The following is a 19,833-nucleotide window of genomic DNA, read 5'->3' on the forward strand; positions in this document are numbered from 1 at the left end:
TACTACAATACTTTTTTATACAATTGATGTAAAAAAAGAAACATAATAATTACTCATAATTACTTCGATTTTTGGAATGATAATGACGTAACCAATTTGGAGGTGTTGATAATGGAAAACAATAAAAATCGTACGGTTACAGGTACTGATATTAATGAGGTAAAACAACTTAATGCTGGTGGAAGTCCTTCTAATGGATCGTTTGGGGCATTTTCTTCAAGCACTGATCCACAAAAAGTGAGAGAAGAAATTGCTCAAGAAGCAGGTCCTTTTACATCTGGCCAAGCAGCTGCAAATCAGTCAAGCCAATCATATGGCAGCCAATCTACATTTGGTAAAACTGCGTCTGGCACTGATATTCAAAAGGTGAGAGAAGAAATTGCACAAGAAGCAGGTCCTTTTGGAACTCAAGCTTCTCGTCAATCAAGTCAATTCTCTGGAAACAAAACAGTGGCCGGAACTGATATTGACGAAGTAAAACGTCAAAATGCACAATCAAACCAAAACAAAAACTTCAATCAATAAGTAAAAATAAAACGCCTCTTTAGTAGGGGCGTTTTATATTATGTACTCAATAATATATTTCAAACTGCTTATAAATGTGAATTATTTTAATACATCGTGAACAACGTAACGTTCACCATTGATTTCACTAATTAAATTTATTGCAACTTTTGCACCGTCACCAGCAGTAATAATTGTATGTACACTTTTTATTCTAAATTAGTGCCCGATTATACTTTTAAAAAGATATAATAATAGAACTATAGCAATAAATAGGATAACTGGAAATGCATAATTAATTTTACAAATAACACACTAATGGTAAAGGAGTGGTTGTTATGAATAAAGATTCAATTCCAGAATCCAAAAAAGTTTTTATGGATTTACCCTTTAAAGATAAACCTGATATGGTCGATTCCGAAAATATAAGTCTTTTCGATCTACATGAAGATATGCAAACCGTCGATGCAATTGCAGTCCACGAGTTAAATAAAAGAGTAAAAACTGAGGGTGACGAATTGTTAGAAGAAGTTTGGAGAAAAGAATCCCCAGATGAGAAAAAACATTCATAGATTTACATAATACCCTGAAGTTGATTCAGGGTATTTTTAATTTATCGTTGTAGCTAATATTTAATATAAATTTAATATGATAATTTCCTTACGCTAGCTAAAATGAATTAGTTGGCGTTTTCGTTTTTAAAAGTGCTTAGTATATGAGAATATAATTGTATGTATACTTAATAACATAGAAAATATGTGCTAAACTTTTTTCATAATAAATTTTACTAAAAGTGAGCTGAGATGAATGGATCAACCATTTTTACCAATATTACTAGGTTCTGATATGAACGCATATGGAATGGCCCGTGCCTTTTATGAGGCATATGGCATAAAACCACTTGTGTTAGGGCGTTCGCACTTAACAGCAACACAAGATAGCAGTATTCTACATTTTAAAGAAATTGCAAATTTAAATGAGCAAGAGACATTTGTTCCTGCTATGGAGGAAGTAGCAAAGCAATATAATGATAAAAAATTACTTCTGCTCGCTTGTGGCGATGACTATGCGAAACTCATTATTAAAAATAAGCCACAATTACAAAAATACTTTACTGTTCCTTATATAGATGAAACTTTAATGGATCAGATTCTATTGAAGGAAAACTTCTATAAAATGTGTGAGAAGTATAACTTTAAATATCCTGGTACAACAACTGTAACCGCTGATAATTATGAAAACTTCATACCACCATTTGAATATCCAATTATATTAAAAGCTTCAAACTCTGTTGAATATTGGGCATGTTCATTCCCAGGGAAAAAGAAAGTGTTTGTTGCTCACGACGAAGATGAAAAAACGGCAATTCTAAAGGCTATTTATGCTTCTACTTATCAGGACACAATGATTGTACAAGAATTTATCCCTGGTGATGACTCTTACATGCGTGTTTTAAACGCTTATGTGGGTAAAGACGGTAAAGTGAAACTAATGTGTCTAGGAAATCCAATCTTAGAGGAACATTCACCTGAAGGAATTGGAAGTTATGCTGCCATTATTACGACATTTGATGAAAAGTTAATGGACAAAGTACGTTTCTTCCTAGAGGATATAGGTTACACAGGATTTGCAAACTTTGATATGAAATATGATGCTCGTGACGGTGAATATAAACTATTTGAAATTAATTTACGTAATGGTCGTTCAAGCTATTATGTAACTGCTGCTGGTTATAATTTAATGAAATATGTAGCAGATGACCATATGTTAAATATTCCTCAAGAATTAACGTATGGGGACAATAAGCACTTATGGACAATCATTCCAAATGGCGTTTTATTTAAATATGCATCAAACCAAAAATTAAAAATTGAAGCAAAAAAATTGATTCATGAAGGAAAATGGACAAATTCATTATTCTTCAAAGAAGATATGAACCCAAAACGTTGGGCAAAATTGACATTAAATAATTTAAATTATTATCGTAAATATAAAAAATACTTTAATAAAAAAGGTTTGGCTGAATAAATGAAAAAAATATTAGGTATTATCGGTGGTGTCGGTCCACTAGCAACTATGTTTCTTGGCGAAATGATTGTTCGCCGAACGAATGCATCTAAAGATCAGGAACATGTACACACAATCATTGATAATGATACAACAATACCTGATAGAACAGCGTATATTCTTAATCAGTCGGAGGATAACCCGATTCCATTCTTAATTCGAGATGCAAAAAAATTGGCTAGCGTTGGTGCAGATGTAATTTGCATTCCTTGTAACACAGCCCATACATTTTATGATGATTTACAAGGTGCATCTCCTGTACCTGTCATACACATGATTCGTGAAACTGCTAAACGCGCTTCAATTTTAGGAGCAAATCGAGTGGGAATACTTGCGACAGATGGTACCATTGCTGCAGGTGTGTATCAGAATGCCTTACTGGAAGTGGGAATTAAACCAATCATACCAGATGAGAGTACTCAAAAAGCAGTAATGTCCATGATTTATGATTACGTAAAAGCTGGTAAAAGTGTGACGTATGAACAATGGATGAAAATTGAACAAGCTATGTGTGATCTAGAGTGTGATAATATTATTTTAGGTTGTACAGAACTTTCAATTATCAATAAAGAATTAAGCCTAAATAAACAACGATATATTGATTCTTTAATTGTATTGGCTGAAAGTGCTATTGTTTATTGTGGTTATGAATTAATCGACAACAACATAACTTCTAAAAACTACTTATAAAAAAATCTTTCCTAAAAAAGGAAAAACTCTACGAATATAGTTACTAATCATATTATAAATCCTCGATTAGGGTACACTCTAATCGAGGATTTTTTGCTGTTTCACGTTAATATTAACTAAAATATGGTACACTAAACGCAAGATGTAAAGGTGGGAAAGACATGTCAGTAATTAGCTTATTAAATGAGACATTACAAAGTAAATGGAAATTTGAAACAACAATGAAAGTGCAAGATGAAATGATTCCTGCAATGTTAAAAGGAAAAGACATTGTAGCAGAATCACCAACTGGTTCAGGTAAGACTCTTGCATATGTTTTACCAATTTTAAATAAAGTAAATGGTAGCAAAAAGCAAACCCAAGCTCTAATTGTTGCCCCTTCCCAAGAACTTGCAATGCAAATTGTAGAGGTAATAAGGGAGTGGATAACTGGTACAGATATAACTGTACAACAATTAATTGGCGGGGCAAATTCAGCTCGTCAAATCGAGAAATTAAAGAAAAAACCAACGATTGTTGTAGGTACACCTGGACGCTTAAATGAGCTAGCTAGAGCAAATAAGTTAAAATTAAAAGAAATTGAAACAATCGTCTTAGACGAATGCGACCAGCTATTGAGCCGCGACTATCGTGTAGTGGTGAAATCCTTTATAGAAGGTTCTGCGTTTGGCCGTCAAGTAGTTGTCGTATCTGCTACCATCACAGATGAAATTAAACTTGTTGCAAGTCGTATGATGTTTGAACCAATTACTATAAACATTAAACCTGAAGATATGGTGAAGGTTGGGAAAGTGGTCCATTCCTTCATAAAAGTAGATGAGCGTGATAAAACAGAAATGCTAAGAAAATTGGCAAACGTTGAAGGATTAAGAGGGCTTGCATTTAGTAATAATGTGGACCAAGTCATTATGAAGGAATCGAAGCTAAAATATCATGACGCAAAAGTTGTTACTTTGCATGCGGATATGAAGAAAGATGAAAGAAAAAGAGCACTAGACGCGTTTCGTAAAGGGGATGCAAGAATCCTAATTGCTACGGATTTAGCAGCACGTGGATTGGATATAGAAGGTCTTACACATGTTATCCACGTAGATGTTCCGCATACAATTGAGCAATATACACATCGTTCAGGTCGTACAGGGCGTGCAGGAGCTGATGGTGAAGTATTAACTTTACTAACATATAAAGATGAAAAAACGTACAAAAAACTAACAAGAGAATTAGATGTAAAGGCCATTCAAAAAGTTTGGAATAAAGGCGAAATAGTAGAGGGTAATTCCAAAACGGTTACAAAGAGAGGTTAAGTCCATGGAGTTTCAAGAAAAGCTAGAACAATATGCTGAATTAGCTGTTAAAATAGGCGTTAATATTCAAAAAGGACAATATTTATTAATTAATACTTCTACGGAGGCTCTTGAATTTGCTCGTATGGTCGTTAAAAAAGCCTACGAAGCAGGAGCTGGAAGAGTTCATGTACAATTAACAGATTCTTTTATGACACGTAAATTTTATGAAAATGGTGCTGAAGAAGAATTTAGTCAATACCCAAAGTGGATTGTCGCTCAGCGTGAAGAACTGATTGAAAAAAAAGGTGCATTACTCTGGATTGATGATGAGGACCCGGATTTACTTTCAGGTATACCTGTATCACGAATTTCAGCAAATCAAAAAGCAGCAGGATCAGCTTTAGTCAATTATCGTAAAGCTGTAATGAACGATGACATTGCCTGGTCAATAATTGCAGTGCCATCTCCAAAATGGGCTGCGAAGGTCTTCCCTAATTTACCGCAAACAGAACAGGTATCAGCTTTATGGGAAGCAATTTTTAAAACAGTTCGTATTGGTGAAGGTAGCGCGGTAGAAAAATGGCAAGAACATATTAAACACTTAGATGAAAGAGCATTAAAATTAAACGAAAAGAAATTTGCGAAACTTCACTATAAGGCACCTGGAACTGATTTAACAATTGAACTTCCACAAAAACATATTTGGGTTTCAGGAAGCAGTAAGACACCAAATGGAACGATATTTATCGCTAATATGCCAACGGAAGAAGTATTTACACTACCATCAAAATACGGTGTAAATGGTTACGTAAGTAATACAAAACCATTAGCATATCAAGGAAATATTATTGACCAATTCAAGCTAACTTTTGAAAATGGTAAAATTGTGAAAGCAGAAGCCGAAGTAGGAAATGAACTTTTACAAGAGTTAGTTACTGCAGATGTAAACTCATGTTATCTTGGAGAAGTTGCTTTAGTTCCGCATGAATCACCAATTTCTACATCAGGAATTTTATATTACAATACACTATTCGACGAAAATGCATCAAACCACTTAGCAATTGGAGAGGCTTATCCTACTTGTTACGAAGGTGGACGTGATCTAAGCGAAAGTGACTTTGATTCATTAGGTATTAACAAATCCATAACGCACGAAGACTTCATGATTGGTAGTGCACATATGGATATTGATGGAATACTTTCTGATGGAACAACTGTCCCTATATTCCGTAACGGGAATTGGGCATTCTAAAATAATGGATAAAACTGCCGAAGTTGAATGCTTTGGCAGTTTTTTTATTTTCTAATAAACAAGAGTTTATAGATTTTTTTTTACTGTATTATTATCTAGCTGGAAATTAACATGTGGAAATGGTAAGATTTTTACAAGAAATACGTACGAACATTTGTGCGTAATTTATGGTGTTATTATATAGAAAATGATAGAATAACAATACGATATTAATAGGGGGTAATATATTGAAAATCTTTCATACCGCGGATTGGCATTTAGGGAAACTTGTTCAAGGCGTTTACATGACAGAAGACCAAGAATACGTATTAAACCAGTTCTTGCAAGCCATTGATGAAGAACAGCCAGATGTAGTGATAATTGCAGGGGATTTATATGATCGAGCAGTACCTCCAGTAGAAGCAGTAAATTTATTAGATTCGACATTAGCTGAAATAGTTTTAAAGAAAAAAATTCCCGTATTAAGTATTGCGGGAAACCATGATAGTCCAACACGGGTTGGATTTGGGCAGCAGATGCTTAAAGGGAGTGGTTTATTTATCGTAGGGGAACAAAGTGCGAAAATAGAGCCAATTATATTAAATGATGAGCATGGCGAAGTTCATTTTTATTTAATTCCTTTTAGTGAGCCTTCCACAGTGAAACATATCTTTGGTGAAGATTCAATTTCCAACTACAATGATGCTATGAAAAAAGTGGTGGAAGTCATTGAAGATAAAATGGACAAGTCTAAGCGACATGTTTTTATAGGACATGCCTTTGTTACACCGCATGGCGAAATGGAGGACAATACTAGTGAGTCAGAACGGCCTCTATCAATTGGGGGTTCTGAATATGTAAGTGCAGAAATTTTCAAACCGTTTCATTATACAGCTTTAGGCCATTTGCACAAGGCGCATTATGTGTTAAATGAAACAATTCGTTATTCTGGTTCGCTATTAAAATATTCATCATCAGAAGCAAACCACGAAAAGGGATTTCTAATTGTTAATCTAGATGCTGAAGGTCAAGTATCAGTGGAAAAAAGACCATTCAAACCAAGACGAGATTTAAGAATAATTGAAGGCTCCATTCAAGAAATATTAAAGCACGAAGTATGTGAGGATTATGTTTTTGTTCGACTAACGGACTTGACTCCAGTAATTGGAACTATGGAACAAATTCGTACGGTCTATCCAAACGCAATGCACGTTGAACGTAAAGCGCTTCAACAACAGTTTGTCGCCCAAGAGGGACAAGTGGTACGACGAGAACAGATGGATGATGTGAGTCTATTTAAGGCTTTTTATCAAGAAATCCTAGGCGATACACCATCTGACATTCAAGTAATGCTTCTTCAAGAAGTGTTAGATGAAATGCTATCTGAAGAACGAGAAACAAAAGTGATGGTGATGAATAAATGAAGCCTATTAAGCTAACAATGCGCGCTTTCGGACCATATAAAAATGAAGAAACAATTGATTTCTCGAAATTACATGAAAATCGTCTTTTTGTAATATCAGGTGCTACAGGAGCTGGAAAAACTACAATCTTTGATGGTATTTGTTTTGCGTTGTATGGTTTGGCAAGTGGTTCAGATCGTAAAGACACCAATATGCTCCGAAGTGACTTTGCAGATGATGATGTGCATACAGCTGTTGAATTTGTTTTTGAACTTCACGATAGAAAGTACCGTGTATTAAGACAAATACCACATATAAAAAAGGGTAGAAAAGGTGCGACAGGTGAAAAGTATGAGTTATTTGAAGTTGTTAATGGTAACGAAGAAGTTCCAGCAGTAGAACGACAAAAAGTTACGGATATTAACAGAAAACTCGAGGAGATTATTGGGCTAACGTATGATCAATTCAGTCAAATAATCATGCTGCCGCAGGGAGAATTTCGAAAATTATTAACCTCAAAAACAGAAAATAAAGAAGAAATTTTACGTAAAATTTTCAAAACAGACCGTTATGGTGAAATTGCACTCAAATTAGAAACGAAAAAGCAACAGGCAGAACAAAAGCTAAATGAAGCTAGAGTTTTAAAAAATAGCTATATTAGCCAACTTTCAGGAGCTCTACCAACACGTGAATCTAACCTATTTACGTTATTAGATAAGAACTCGAACATCTATCAAATTCAAGATGCACTTAAAGAGGAATTGGATTTCTATCAACAAAAAATTGAAGATGATCGTAAACTATACGAAGATACCTATCTTCTTCATAAAGAAAAGTATGAACTCTATCTTGCGACGAAATCATTAAATGAGCGTATAGACGTTTTTCAACATAAAATCACTAAATTGCAAGCTCTTGAAACGCAAAAAACATTCTATGAAAACTTGAAAATAGAGTATGACGTAGCTATTCTTGCAAGTAAAATTGACCCGCTCTATAAACAAGTAATTACAATAGATAGGGAATGTCAATCGAAACAAAAAAAATTAATAGAAGTAAACGAGCTACTAAATTCTTCTAAAGAAAAATTAGAACAAACAAAAGCACTCTATGAAGAAGAAAAACAAAAACAAGGCATTCGTGAAGAATCAATCAAAAAAGTAATGGATTTAGAAAAATTACTACCAATATTTGAATCTATTGAGAAGCAAATGATTTTCGTTGACCGATTAAGTAAAGATCTAGAAATTACGAAAGCGGAAGTTACAAAGTCGACTAACCAACTTAATGACAAAAAGACTCAACGCCAAACGGTTAATCAAACAATTGAACAACTTGAAGCAAAATTAGAAAACAACCAGTCTGTGCAAGCAGAACAGGCTCATTTAAAGGAAATTGTACAAGCATTTAATCGTTACGAACAAATTCAATCTCAATTGAATGAATTAAATGATGAATATACATTAGCGTTACAAAAATATGAAGAAGCAAAACGTATTTACGACCTCGAGGAAATGAAATGGTTAACTAACCAAGCCGCGACATTGGCTAAAAAATTAGTACCAGGTGAACCTTGTCCAGTTTGTGGAAGTACGGATCATCAGTTGTCAAAACAAGAGTTAACAGAGATGGTTGATGAAAAAGAGTTAAACCTTTTAAAACAATTACTTAGTGTAAAGGAACAACAAAAATATGAAATTCTAGCTAATATTAAAGCGATAAATGGTCAATTAGAATCTATAAGCAATGATCTTCTAATACAGAATGTAATAATTGAGGATAAAGATTTATATCGAACGAAATATCATAATATCAGTGAATTAGTAGCAACTTTACACAAAGATAACGAGCGATTGATTGAACAACGAAAGCAATATAAGAAAATTGTAGTTGAAGAACAAGAGTTAGAGCTGCAACGAAACGAAATTGAAAAACATCTTCATCAAAAGAGCAGTCAATTATTAGAACAAACAACGATACTAGAACAGCAAAAATTATCTATACCTACAGAAATCAAAAATCTCAATGAGTTGCACATTGCTTTAAACGATGCAAAAAATTCAAAATCGATGTTACTAAACGAATGGGAAAAAGCACAAAGGGATTTCCAAGAAGCTAAAACTGAACTAGCAAAAAATGATGAAACATTCCATTTAATTTCACAACAGGTTCAAGAGCTTAGTACAAAATTTGGTAAAACGAAAGAAGAATTCCAAGCTGCACTACAACATGCTGGTTTCCAGAGTACTGAGCAATTCCAATTAGCAAAAAGAACAGATTCAGAACAACGACAGCTGTATGAACAATACATGAATTTCACAAAAGAATTGCACTCACTATTGACTCAAGTAAATGAGGAAAAAGAACAACTAAAAGATAAAGTAAAAACCGATTTACGACAAGCAGAAGAACAGTTAGATTTATTAAAAAGAGACTATGAAAGAGCATTTCAGCATCTGAATGAGTCGAAGAACTATTCTGATCTTTGTTTAGATTACAAAGATAAATTAGAAAGAACAGCAGATAATATTGTTCAACTCGAGGAAACGTCTAGTCAAATTGTAGACTTATACAATGTATTGCGCGGCCATAATACAAAGAAAATATCTTTCGAACGTTATGTGCAAATGGGTTATTTAGAACAAATTACAGAAGCTGCTAACATTCGTTTGAAAAACTTGTCAAATGGACAGTTCTATTTACAATGTTCAGATCGTCAAGAATCTCACGGACGTCAAAGTGGGTTAAGTTTAGATGTATATGATACTTATACTGGCCAGTCACGTGATGTGAAGTCACTATCTGGTGGAGAAAAATTTAATGCTTCCCTTTGCTTAGCGCTAGGAATGGCAGATGTCATTCAAAGCTACCAAGGAAATGTAAAAATTGATACGATGTTTATCGATGAAGGGTTTGGATCACTAGACGAGGAGTCATTAATGAAAGCTATTGATACTCTTATTGATTTACAAAAGTCTGGAAGAATGATTGGTATTATTTCACACGTTGCTGAACTTAAGGCTGCAATACCTGCAATCCTTCAAGTTGAGAAATTGAAAGAAGGATATAGCAGAACATCGATTACCATTAAATAGTTAAAAATAAAACGAGTCCTCAAATTTGGGACTCGTTTTTTCTGCTATGTTTGAAAAATTATCGGTATACTCTCACAGCTTGTACGAGATTCCAGATAACAATAGCAATTGATAATACAAAATAAACGGACATCCAAATCATAAAGTTCGAATAAAAAGAAGCGTCATATACTGTACCATTAAATGTAAATAAGCTTATTAATGCAATAAAAGAAATCACTACCCCAATGACGGTGGGTATTAAGTGAGAAATAGATGCACGTTTTGCATGATACTTAACTTCTGTTTCTTTGGAAACAAAAAATAATATGACAGGAAGAATAAATGGTGCAAAAAAAATACTTAAATAACTAACTGCAGATAATGTTTTTGGGTTAAACATAAGATCCCTCCATGGAAGATAAGATACAATTCCACATATTTGTTAAGATGGTAATGTTTTATAATAATTATTGTTATCTATTTAGATTTCTATTCGTATATAAAGAAATATGGATTTATTTTTACGAGGAAATTATTTTCAAAGTTCAGTTTCTAAAGAGAATAAACGGGATTGCCTAATTTGATTTGTACAGTTGTGGTATATTATATAAATAGATTGTAGAAGGAAGGAATTTTTTCATGATAGTTAAAACGCAAGAAGAATTAGATGCTCTTAAAAAAATAGGTCGTATTTGTGCTGACATTCGAGATGCGATGAAAGCAGCTACTAAACCGGGTGTAACGACAAAGGAACTCGATGAGATTGCTGGGCGCATGTTTGAGGAAGCTGGAGCAATTTCAGGACCGAAAGGCCAATATGACTTCCCAGGATTTACATGTATTAGTGTGAATCATGAAGTAGCACATGGTATTCCCGGTGATCGTGTAATTAATGAGGGTGACATGGTAAATATTGATGTATCAGGATCCTTCGATGGCTATTTCGCAGATACTGGAATATCATTCGTAGTTGGTGAAGGCTATGAAAAACAAGAAAAACTTTGTGAAGTAGCAAAGTCTGCCTTTGATCGTGCAATGACAAAAGTTAAAGCAGGATCAAAATTAAACCAAATTGGTAAGGCTGTAGAACGTGAAGCAAAGGATCATGGTTTACACGTCATTATGAACTTGACTGGACATGGTGTAGGAAAAGCCCTTCATGAAGCACCTGATCATGTATTAAATTATTATGATGCTTGGGATACTACAATTTTAAAGGAAGGAATGGTATTAGCGGTTGAGCCATTCATTTCTGAAAAAGCCGAGCATATTGTAGAAGCTGGTGATGGTTGGACATTTATAACACCTGACAAATCATTAGTGGCACAAATCGAACATACAATCATTGTTACAAAAGATAAACCAATTATTATTACAATATAGTCATTTTTTTCTCTAACAAAAAAATCCTGTATTCTCTCAAATTATTTTGAGGAAACAGGATTTTTTTTCATAAACAAAATTCCAACCACTATTACTCCACTTAAGAACAGAGCGGCTGTTGTAACAAATAATTCGTCAAAACCATTTTCAAATGCAATTCCAACATAACACCATATAAAGACACTCGGAGATGCAACATCATGGTGATGGTAGCGGAAATGTAGGATGGTTGCTGTCCCAATCGTCATTACGAAGACACACCATAGAGCATTGCTTAAACCAAAACCGGACCATTGGATATGTACTAAGACATAGCAACAACTTAATATCAATAAAAAAAGTGTCCAACTGAAATAAACCGCTATAGGATTACGTAGTTGAATGGACAACTTTTCTAATGGGAAGGTCAAGTATAAAACCAATAAAGCTATAAATTGAAAAGAAAGTAGAATCGTCGATAGAAAGAACTGTTCATAATGCCAACTAAAAGTTGAAATCAATTGAAGTAAGGATATTGTTACGAAAAGTATTGATTGTTTCTGATTTATTACCTTTTTAGACTTTTGTAAGTTGAAACATTTCAGTACCCATAGGGATAGATAACCGTAGATAAAAATCCAAATGATAAAGACGTAATTCGAAGGTGCGAATAAAACTGGTAAGTGATTAATAATATCAATTGTAGAATGCCCATTTAATTGAAACCAAAATGCATTTATTGTATAGGGGGCTACTACGATAATTGACAGTAATATAGTAACTAATCGAACCACAATGCTTTCACTCCTTTCTATAAAATTATATACATAAGATATATCATTCAACAACAGTTTCCAATAACAGACAAATTTTTGTAAAATATAAAAGGAAATACACGCAGGAGTGATGAATTTGAATAGAATAGAAGACATTGATTTAACAAATAACTTAGATAAAAAAGAGTACAAAAAAAAATTAAAGCATCTACAATATGAGTTGTTAAATATACAGCAATATTTATTAAAAAATAAAATTGGATTGATTCTAGTTTTTGAAGGAATGGACGCTGCGGGAAAAGGTGGTGCGATAAAAAGGCTAACACAAAAACTTGATCCACGTGGATTAATTGTTCACCCCATATCAGCTCCTCAGCCTCATGAAAAGCGATACCACTACTTACATAGATTTTGGAGAAAACTCCCCCAACATGGCCAAATTGGTATTTTTGACCGTTCTTGGTATGGTAGAGTGTTGGTAGAGAGGATTGAAGGTTTTGCAACTGAAGATGAATGGCAACGTGCATACGATGAATTGAATGCATTTGAAAAAGCACTTACAGACGAACATTACATACTGTTAAAGTTCTGGATCCATATCGATAAAGACGAGCAATGGAAACGATTCATTGAACGACAACAGGATCCTTATAAACAGTGGAAATTGACAGATGAGGATTGGAGAAATCGCGAGAAATTTGATGACTATATGTTAGTAGCGAATGAAGCGTTTCAAAAGACGGATACACACTTTGCTCCGTGGGTTTTAGTGCCAGGAAATAACAAAAACTATGCTCGTATTAAAGTGATACAGGAAACAATAAACTGGGTGAAACAAGAACTAAGTCGCAGGGGACTTTCAATTAACGATAATAATGAAAATAAAGATTTGCAAATTTAGTTACAGTGATGATAATTATAAACTTCAAACAGTGAACATTCTTTTTAATCCTACACTCATTGTTATTGGGAACGGATAAAACACTTTAAAGTAATCTGACCAAAGTATAAAATATGTAAAACAAAACCACTAAAAAGGAAAGGCAAGGATAAGGTGGAGCATGGTGAGAAAGTTTCTTAATTTACTTCAGAAAAAAGGTGATCAAGTGGTAAAAATTGAGGGGGAACGACTGTTTTTAAGGACGTTTGTAGAATCGGATGCTAGAAGTCTTTCAGATCTTTTAACAGATAATAAGTATTTTTGGTCACAATATGAACCTTTACACGAAGAGTATTTTTATACTGAAGATGCACAGTTTAGAAAAATACTAGAAAGTATGCAGTTAATGCGTGTTAATAGGGAATATTCATTTGGAATTTATACGAAAGGTCGACAACAGCTCATTGGACATATTTCTTTGTACGCTATTAAAAAACTCCCTTATTCAAGTGCATTTATAGGCTATTCGATAGATGAACGTTTTACGAAAAAAGGAATTGCCTCAGAAGCTGTAAATCATCTTGTACGTTTCGCATTTAATGAATTAAATTTACATCGAATAGAAGCTTATGTATCACCAAAAAATATAGGTTCAATTAAAGTGCTAGAACGTGCAAACTTTGAACGGGAAGGGTTATTAAGAAAGCTACTGTTTATCAATGGAGTTTGGGAAGATCATTATATGTATTCCATTTTAAAAGAGGATTATAAAAGGTTTTAAAAATGTGAAAACGACTAAACAAGGACTAACCAACAAAAATAAAAGTGGGGTACAGTCCTTTATTTTTTTAAAAAAGAGAAACTGAATCGAAGTATCGATTCGGGATTAGAGTGGATTTACGGGCTCTCAAGGACAAAAAAGGCAAAAAACAGTAGGAAACGTCCCTGAGAAGGGCTCTCAAGGACAAAAAAGGCAAAAAACAGTTGGAAATGTCCCTGAGAAGGAATCTCAAGGACAAAAAAGGCAAAAATCAGTTGGAAATGTCCCTGAGAAGGGCTCTCAAGGAAAACTTTTCCGATAACCCTATTGTTATTGATCTTCGGCTAAATTTTCTTCACCATCTGAAAGTAAGTCAAGTTTTCCAGTACCAGGATCCATCACCAAACCATGTACCGGAACACTTTTAGGCATTAGTGGATGATTTCGAATAATGTCTACACTTTTTAACACACTTGTACTTACATCTCCAAACCCTCTTAGCCATTCCACTAAGTCCATTCCTGTATAATTTACTATATTGATAATGTCTTTATTTACACCACGTTCAATCATCTTGTTAATCATTTGTCCTGGTTCAATGGCACTCATTCCGCAATCATAGTGCCCAATAACATATACCTCGTCAGCTTTTAACTCATAAACAGCTACAAGTATACTACGCATTACTGCTCCAAATGGATGGCTGACTTGCGCACCAGCACTTTTAACGATTTTTACATCTCCATTTTTCATGTTCATTGCTTTTGGTAATAATTCCACTAATCTTGTGTCCATGCAAGTTAAAATAACAATTTTTTTATTAGGAAATTTAGAAGTAACAAATGGTTCATATTGTTTGAATTTAACGAAAGACTCGTTGAAATCTAAGATTTCTTTTAAAGATGACATTCAATACAATCCTTTACTATTAGTTTTTTTTCGGACAAGTTTTTAGTTTTCAACTAGCCCTTTTAGAAAAGACAATTGTTTTTTTATACTATACCAAAAAATAATAAAAAAAGTCGACAAATACAGTTACATGACTGTTGTCGACTTTTCAAGTTATTAGTATTTTTCTGTTGGTTTTGGATCAATTACTACTGATGAATGTGAATTTAATCCTACACGTAAATAGTGGATGAACATTGCCATACTAATCATTAAAACTGTAAAGAATCCTGCTACTGTTGAAATAAATAAGCCCATAATTAAACCCCTTTCTATAAACCAAGTAGTTTAAAGATATTATACTATATAATGTATTGAAATTGTTAGGGAAACGAGAAAAATCTATTGCCAATATGATGCACTTGAGTCGAAATTTTGACAATGAGAAAATTGGAAAATAGTAATTTAAAGATAGTATTCTATGTTAATTCTATGATTAAGTTCATAATTTCGTCGAAAAATATATTATTTCCCCTTATACTTAAATGAAGAATGTTAATAAAATCATAAAAATGTCGAAATAAAAGATAGGTGAGTAATTGGAGGTAAACATATGGATATTTCGTCTTTAATAGGACTTATACTTGCATTCATTGCACTAATTGCTGGTATGTTCTTCAAAGGTGTTGGGCCCGACGTATTAATAAACCCTGCCGCATTATTAATAATCATTGTTGGAACAATAGCTGCAGTAACAATCGCATTCCCAATGAAGGAGTTAAAACGTGTTCCAAAGCTATTTGGAATTTTATTTAAAGAAAGAAAATTAACAAGTGACTTGGAAATTATTAGAATGTTTTCAAGTTGGGCTGATCTTGCGCGACGTGAGGGATTATTAGCTCTTGAAAGTAAAGCTGCAGATATAGAAGACCAATTCTTGAAAAACGGTTTATCTTTAGCTATTGACGGTCAAAACGCTGATTATATTCGTGATGTATTAACAGAAGAAGTAGAAGCGATGGAAGATCGCCATGCATCAGGTGCTGGGATTTTTACTCAAGCTGGTACATATGCCCCTACTTTAGGGGTACTCGGAGCAGTAGTAGGTTTAATCGCTGCTTTAAAGGAAATGGAAGATGTTGACAAATTAGGTGCTGCAATTTCCGCTGCCTTCGTTGCTACTTTACTTGGTATTTTTACTGGATATGTTTTATGGCATCCTTTTGCCAATAAATTAAAACGTAAATCTGCTGAGGAAGCAAGACAAAAAAGAATGATGATTGAAGGGGTGTTATCTGTTCTAGAAGGTGAAGCACCTCGAGTCATTGAACAAAAATTAGCTTCTTATTTAACAATGGAAGAACGTAGAAAAATAACGGCTGAAAGCGGGGCGAACGGCCTTGGCAAAGAAGAGTAAACGTCGTAAAAAGCACGAAGACCATATGGACGAATCGTGGCTAGTTCCCTACGCAGATATATTAACCTTATTATTAGCTTTGTTTATAGTTCTTTTTGCATCTAGTACGGTTGACCAAGATAAAATGTTGCAAATGTCACAAGTTTTTAATGGGATATTTGATAGCGGTACTGGATTTTTGGACGAAAATGCGGTCATTGAACAGGGAGATATTGTTAAGACTTTAACGAATGAACAAAAAGCATATTTAGAAGAACAAGAAGCTCTTAAAGAAATACAAGGCGAAGTGGATAATCTAATAGCAGTAAATGAGTTAGAAAATACTTTTGTAACATCTATGACAGACGAAGGATTACTCATTACAATACGTGATAATGTATTATTTGATCCAGGAAAGGCTGATATAAAGCCACAGTATATACCTATAGCTGAAGAATTATCTCAAATTCTTCAAATGGATTCACCGCGTCATATTGTCATATCTGGTCATACAGACAATGTGCCTCAAAGAGGTGGGCAATTTAGCTCGAACTGGGAATTATCGGTTATGCGCGCTGTTAGCTTACTGGAAATCATTGTTGAACGTAATACAAGTCTAAACCCGAGATATTTTAGTGCAAAGGGTTATGGCGAGTATAGTCCTGTTGCTTCAAATGACACAGCAGAAGGAAGATCACAAAATAGACGTGTCGATGTACTAATTCGGCAATTAGTAAATGAAGACGGAACGACAAATAATATAGAATAATTTGATGACAAAATCTCAAGCTAAAAAAAGTAAATGGGATTTTGTCATTTTTTCTTTATTTTTATTAAACAATTGTTTATAATGTTGAACAGATGTTTAACTTCATTCAGTTATTAAGTCCCCACATTAATAAGTGGAGCAAACAAATTTAAAAAAGTAAGTCCATCTATGAGGATTCAAATCCGACTGAATGAAGTAAAGCCTCTGACGGAAGCTAAAGAATTATATACTAGTTACTTTTATATGCTGGTTAAATACTGAGCTTAAATACGTCAAGGCGATTTGAATTATATGGAGGGCTGTATGTTGACGGAAAAAGAAATCCAAGTCCTAGAAATGATTAAAAAGAATCCTTATTTGTCCCAACAAGATATGGCAGCACAATTGAACATCTCTCGGCCAACATTAGCCAATATTATATCTGGTTTAATGAAAAAAGGGGAAATTGTTGGACGTGCTTACATCTTGCCAGAAAAGGACGTCATTATTGTAATTGGCGGGGCAAATGTGGATCGTAAGTTTCACTTAAATGAGGCAGTGCAATTAGGAACATCAAATCCTGCTACTACCTCAATCAGTGTGGGTGGAGTAGCGAGAAATGTTGCGGAAAACCTAGGAAGACTAAGTCACTCAGTGAAATTAATCACATTAATGGGAAAAGATCAGGATGCAACTTTTATAGAGGAAACAAGCGGTGCTTATATTGACTTTGAATTAGTTGATCACCTGGAAGAAGAAAAAACAGGATCGTATTCGGCGATATTAGATAATGAAGGTGAATTAGTATTAGGGCTTGCCAATATGTCTATATATAATTTACTCTCGCCAAATGTACTAAGAAAACATGAAATTATCTTACTAAATTCAAGATGTATAATTGTAGATTTAAACTGTCCTAAAGAGACAGTAGAATACTTACGCGATTTAGCAATTAGTAGGAATATACTATTTACCATCGTCCCAGTATCTTCTTCAAAAATGAAAAATATGCCAAATACTTTAAATGGAGTTTCTTTTTTCATATGTAATTTAGATGAAGCGGAAACGTATTTAAATAATCGATTCGAAGATATGAATGATTTTATGAACGCAGCCCAAAGATTACTTGAAATGGGTGCTGAAAATGTTGTTTTGACACTTGGTGATAAGGGTGTCATTGTTGGAAGTTCTTTAGGCATAAAACATATAGAAGCGACCAAAGTAAATGAAGTAAATGATGTAACAGGTGCAGGAGATGCATTTGTAGGTGCAATGATGCATGGTGTTTTAGTAGGGGAATTGTTTGAAGATGCTGTTCGATTAGGATTATACAATGCATCGAAAACAATCGAATCAGATTATACAGTAAGAACTGACTTATCAATCGAAGAGTTATCAAATTGGAGGAATTCATAATGGAAAAATATTTATCATACTCACAAGAAGTATTAGAAGCTAAGGAAAAAGGGCTACCAATCGTAGCGCTAGAATCTACTATCATTTCTCATGGAATGCCATACCCACAAAATGTTCAAACAGCACGCGAAGTTGAAGATATCGTACGTTCATACGGTGCAGTACCAGCAACGATTGCAATTATCGATGGGAAAATTAAAATCGGTTTAACAGACGAAGAACTTGAAATGTTTGGTAATGCAAAAGATGTAGCTAAAGCATCTAGAAGAGATTTAGGCTACTTAGTTGCTACTAAAAAATTAGGTGCAACAACTGTTGCTGCAACAATGATTGCAGCAGAATTAGCAGGAATTGAATTGTTTGTTACTGGGGGAATTGGTGGAGTTCACCGTGGTGCAGAAACGACAATGGACATTTCAGCGGACTTAGAAGAATTGGCACAAACAAATGTAGCTGTAGTATGTGCAGGTGCTAAATCAATCCTAGATTTGGGTTTAACTCTTGAGTATCTTGAAACAAAAGGTGTTCCTGTTATTGGATATGGTACAGATACATTACCGGCATTCTTCACAAGAGAAAGTGAATTTGGATTAAACTTAAGAGCGGACTCTCCAGAAGAAGTTGCAGACACAATGCGTGCAAAATGGAATCTTGGACTAAAAGGTGGATCTGTTATTGCAAATCCAATTCCAGAAAAAGATGCTATGGAACCATCATTTATAAATGGAATTATTGAAAATGCTTTAAAAGAAGCAGATGAAAAAGGAATTAAAGGAAAAGATGTTACTCCGTTCATGTTAGGCAAAGTAAAAGAATTAACTGAAGGTAAATCATTAGAAGCAAATATTGCTTTAGTTAAAAATAATGCAGTTATTGGATCACAAATCGCAGTGGCATTACAAAAAAATAAATAATTCATCTTAACTATTTCGATTAAAACTTAAAAAAAGAAGTTCTATTAAGGGAGTAAAATACTTCGTGTTGGCAAAAGCTAAGACAGGTTAGTATGTATCCCTTTTTAGAACTTCTTTTATTATTCATTTATTTTCTTAATGAACCTAATTCAGAAACAATAGCTTGCATTTCACTCGGACTAAACGAGTTGCGTTTCATTACCATTTCGTAGAGATAGTGTAGATCTTCATAATTATCTTCTTTAAATTGTTCAGATTTCATCGCATCTACATTAACCATACGGAGCTTTTCTTTAATTTGTTCAATCATGAACATTACATTTTCTTTCGTTGGGTTTGATAAATCCATTTTATAATCCGCCTTTCAATATTTACTTATTAATCATTTCATTTCAACTTAAAGGAGTCAATAATAAGATAACCAATATGGCCATT

Annotated in this window: 20 protein-coding genes and 1 pseudogene; 15 read left to right on the plus strand and 6 right to left on the minus strand. The window is 33.9% G+C overall.

The window, feature by feature from the left end; all coding sequences use genetic code 11:
- The first annotated feature begins 111 nt into the window (after positions 1-111).
- Entirely contained in the window at positions 112-525 is a 414-nt protein-coding gene (locus CD29_RS15335; RefSeq protein ID WP_036188759.1) for a gamma-type small acid-soluble spore protein, read from the plus strand.
- A gap of 81 nt (positions 526-606) precedes the next feature.
- On the opposite strand, the pseudogene CD29_RS20725 reads toward CD29_RS15335, so the two are convergent.
- A pseudogene (locus CD29_RS20725) lies at positions 607-711 on the minus strand (pyridine nucleotide-disulfide oxidoreductase); the annotation flags it as partial.
- Between the two features lie 131 nt (positions 712-842).
- Between CD29_RS20725 and CD29_RS15340 the strand changes: the two are divergent.
- The 7 genes from CD29_RS15340 (at position 843) to CD29_RS15370 (ending at position 10,276) form a co-directional block, all read left to right on the plus strand.
- Positions 843-1,076, plus strand: a complete 234-nt coding sequence (locus CD29_RS15340; RefSeq protein WP_036188761.1) for a hypothetical protein — start codon at positions 843-845, stop codon at positions 1,074-1,076.
- A gap of 235 nt (positions 1,077-1,311) precedes the next feature.
- The gene (locus CD29_RS15345) at positions 1,312-2,532 is read left to right on the plus strand and encodes a carboxylate--amine ligase (protein WP_036188763.1); all 1,221 of its coding nucleotides are present in this window, start codon (positions 1,312-1,314) and stop codon (positions 2,530-2,532) included.
- Positions 2,533-3,261: a cysteate racemase gene (cuyB, locus tag CD29_RS15350; RefSeq protein WP_036188765.1), complete on the plus strand. Its 729-nt coding sequence runs from the start codon at positions 2,533-2,535 to the stop codon at positions 3,259-3,261.
- Between the two features lie 161 nt (positions 3,262-3,422).
- Entirely contained in the window at positions 3,423-4,565 is a 1,143-nt protein-coding gene (locus CD29_RS15355; RefSeq protein WP_036188767.1) for a DEAD/DEAH box helicase, read from the plus strand.
- A gap of 4 nt (positions 4,566-4,569) precedes the next feature.
- The gene (locus tag CD29_RS15360; protein ID WP_036188768.1) at positions 4,570-5,799 is read left to right on the plus strand and encodes an aminopeptidase; all 1,230 of its coding nucleotides are present in this window, start codon (positions 4,570-4,572) and stop codon (positions 5,797-5,799) included.
- A 227-nt stretch (positions 5,800-6,026) separates the two neighbouring features.
- Positions 6,027-7,202 carry an exonuclease SbcCD subunit D gene (locus CD29_RS15365; protein WP_036188770.1) on the plus strand — a complete coding sequence of 392 codons (1,176 nt, stop codon included), beginning with the start codon at positions 6,027-6,029 and terminating at the stop codon, positions 7,200-7,202.
- A complete protein-coding gene (locus CD29_RS15370) occupies positions 7,199-10,276 on the plus strand; it encodes an AAA family ATPase (RefSeq protein WP_036188773.1) in 3,078 nt (1,025 codons plus the stop codon). Before CD29_RS15365 ends, CD29_RS15370 begins: the two co-directional genes overlap by 4 nt.
- Before the next feature lie 58 nt (positions 10,277-10,334).
- On the opposite strand, the gene CD29_RS15375 is transcribed toward CD29_RS15370, so the two are convergent.
- The gene (locus CD29_RS15375; protein WP_036188776.1) at positions 10,335-10,658 is read right to left on the minus strand and encodes a DUF4870 domain-containing protein; all 324 of its coding nucleotides are present in this window, start codon (positions 10,656-10,658) and stop codon (positions 10,335-10,337) included.
- A 239-nt stretch (positions 10,659-10,897) separates the two neighbouring features.
- On the opposite strand from CD29_RS15375, the gene map reads away from it, so the two are divergent.
- A complete protein-coding gene (gene map, locus CD29_RS15380; protein WP_036188779.1) occupies positions 10,898-11,641 on the plus strand; it encodes a type I methionyl aminopeptidase in 744 nt (247 codons plus the stop codon).
- Between the two features lie 41 nt (positions 11,642-11,682).
- Here map and CD29_RS15385 read toward each other — a convergent pair whose 3' ends face one another.
- Positions 11,683-12,414: a hypothetical protein gene (locus tag CD29_RS15385; protein WP_036188782.1), complete on the minus strand. Its 732-nt coding sequence runs from the start codon at positions 12,412-12,414 to the stop codon at positions 11,683-11,685.
- A 112-nt stretch (positions 12,415-12,526) separates the two neighbouring features.
- On the opposite strand from CD29_RS15385, the gene CD29_RS15390 reads away from it, so the two are divergent.
- Positions 12,527-13,297, plus strand: a complete 771-nt coding sequence (locus CD29_RS15390; protein WP_036188785.1) for a polyphosphate kinase 2 family protein — start codon at positions 12,527-12,529, stop codon at positions 13,295-13,297.
- A 160-nt stretch (positions 13,298-13,457) separates the two neighbouring features.
- Complete coding sequence (locus CD29_RS15395; protein WP_197061773.1) at positions 13,458-14,057, plus strand: GNAT family N-acetyltransferase; 600 nt, start codon at positions 13,458-13,460, stop codon at positions 14,055-14,057.
- A gap of 309 nt (positions 14,058-14,366) precedes the next feature.
- On the opposite strand, the gene CD29_RS15400 is transcribed toward CD29_RS15395, so the two are convergent.
- Positions 14,367-14,945: a beta-class carbonic anhydrase gene (locus tag CD29_RS15400; protein WP_036188788.1), complete on the minus strand. Its 579-nt coding sequence runs from the start codon at positions 14,943-14,945 to the stop codon at positions 14,367-14,369.
- Positions 14,946-15,101: 156 nt separating this feature from the next.
- Positions 15,102-15,242: a hypothetical protein gene (locus CD29_RS20515; protein ID WP_169716195.1), complete on the minus strand. Its 141-nt coding sequence runs from the start codon at positions 15,240-15,242 to the stop codon at positions 15,102-15,104.
- A 295-nt stretch (positions 15,243-15,537) separates the two neighbouring features.
- Between CD29_RS20515 and motA the strand changes: the two genes are divergently transcribed.
- The 4 genes from motA to CD29_RS15420 all read left to right on the plus strand — a co-directional run bounded on the left by motA (position 15,538) and on the right by CD29_RS15420 (position 19,398).
- Complete coding sequence (gene motA / locus CD29_RS15405) at positions 15,538-16,341, plus strand: flagellar motor stator protein MotA (protein WP_036188791.1); 804 nt, start codon at positions 15,538-15,540, stop codon at positions 16,339-16,341.
- Complete coding sequence (motB, locus tag CD29_RS15410; RefSeq protein ID WP_036188794.1) at positions 16,325-17,089, plus strand: flagellar motor protein MotB; 765 nt, start codon at positions 16,325-16,327, stop codon at positions 17,087-17,089. The genes motA and motB overlap by 17 nt, the downstream gene beginning before the upstream one ends.
- Positions 17,090-17,395: 306 nt before the next feature.
- On the plus strand, positions 17,396-18,484 hold the full coding sequence (locus CD29_RS15415; RefSeq protein WP_036188797.1) for a carbohydrate kinase: 1,089 nt from the start codon (positions 17,396-17,398) through the stop codon (positions 18,482-18,484).
- Positions 18,484-19,398, plus strand: coding sequence for a pseudouridine-5'-phosphate glycosidase (locus tag CD29_RS15420; RefSeq protein ID WP_036188800.1), 915 nt, complete (start codon positions 18,484-18,486; stop codon positions 19,396-19,398). Before CD29_RS15415 ends, CD29_RS15420 begins: the two co-directional genes overlap by 1 nt.
- Before the next feature lie 127 nt (positions 19,399-19,525).
- Here CD29_RS15420 and CD29_RS15425 read toward each other — a convergent pair whose 3' ends face one another.
- The gene (locus CD29_RS15425) at positions 19,526-19,747 is read right to left on the minus strand and encodes a DUF1128 domain-containing protein (RefSeq protein ID WP_036188803.1); all 222 of its coding nucleotides are present in this window, start codon (positions 19,745-19,747) and stop codon (positions 19,526-19,528) included.
- Positions 19,748-19,833 lie beyond the last annotated feature (86 nt).

Source organism: Ureibacillus manganicus DSM 26584, assembly GCF_000772945.1.
In the GTDB taxonomy this organism is placed as follows: Bacteria; Bacillota; Bacilli; order Bacillales_A; family Planococcaceae; genus Ureibacillus; species Ureibacillus manganicus.

Bases quoted from the DNA above. Each gene is read 5' to 3' on its own strand.
- CD29_RS15335 (WP_036188759.1), top strand. From the start codon at position 112: ATGGAAAACAATAAAAATCGTACGGTTACAGGTACTGATATTAATGAG.
- CD29_RS15340 (WP_036188761.1), top strand. From the start codon at position 843: ATGAATAAAGATTCAATTCCAGAATCCAAAAAAGTTTTTATGGATTTA.
- CD29_RS15345 (WP_036188763.1), top strand. From the start codon at position 1,312: ATGGATCAACCATTTTTACCAATATTACTAGGTTCTGATATGAACGCA.
- cuyB (WP_036188765.1), top strand. From the start codon at position 2,533: ATGAAAAAAATATTAGGTATTATCGGTGGTGTCGGTCCACTAGCAACT.
- CD29_RS15355 (WP_036188767.1), top strand. From the start codon at position 3,423: ATGTCAGTAATTAGCTTATTAAATGAGACATTACAAAGTAAATGGAAA.
- CD29_RS15360 (WP_036188768.1), top strand. From the start codon at position 4,570: ATGGAGTTTCAAGAAAAGCTAGAACAATATGCTGAATTAGCTGTTAAA.
- CD29_RS15370 (WP_036188773.1), top strand. From the start codon at position 7,199: ATGAAGCCTATTAAGCTAACAATGCGCGCTTTCGGACCATATAAAAAT.
- CD29_RS15375 (WP_036188776.1), bottom strand. From the start codon at position 10,658: ATGTTTAACCCAAAAACATTATCTGCAGTTAGTTATTTAAGTATTTTT.
- map (WP_036188779.1), top strand. From the start codon at position 10,898: ATGATAGTTAAAACGCAAGAAGAATTAGATGCTCTTAAAAAAATAGGT.
- CD29_RS15390 (WP_036188785.1), top strand. From the start codon at position 12,527: ATGAATTTGAATAGAATAGAAGACATTGATTTAACAAATAACTTAGAT.
- CD29_RS15395 (WP_197061773.1), top strand. From the start codon at position 13,458: ATGGTGAGAAAGTTTCTTAATTTACTTCAGAAAAAAGGTGATCAAGTG.
- CD29_RS15400 (WP_036188788.1), bottom strand. From the start codon at position 14,945: ATGTCATCTTTAAAAGAAATCTTAGATTTCAACGAGTCTTTCGTTAAA.
- CD29_RS20515 (WP_169716195.1), bottom strand. From the start codon at position 15,242: ATGGGCTTATTTATTTCAACAGTAGCAGGATTCTTTACAGTTTTAATG.
- motA (WP_036188791.1), top strand. From the start codon at position 15,538: ATGGATATTTCGTCTTTAATAGGACTTATACTTGCATTCATTGCACTA.
- CD29_RS15420 (WP_036188800.1), top strand. From the start codon at position 18,484: ATGGAAAAATATTTATCATACTCACAAGAAGTATTAGAAGCTAAGGAA.
- CD29_RS15425 (WP_036188803.1), bottom strand. From the start codon at position 19,747: ATGGATTTATCAAACCCAACGAAAGAAAATGTAATGTTCATGATTGAA.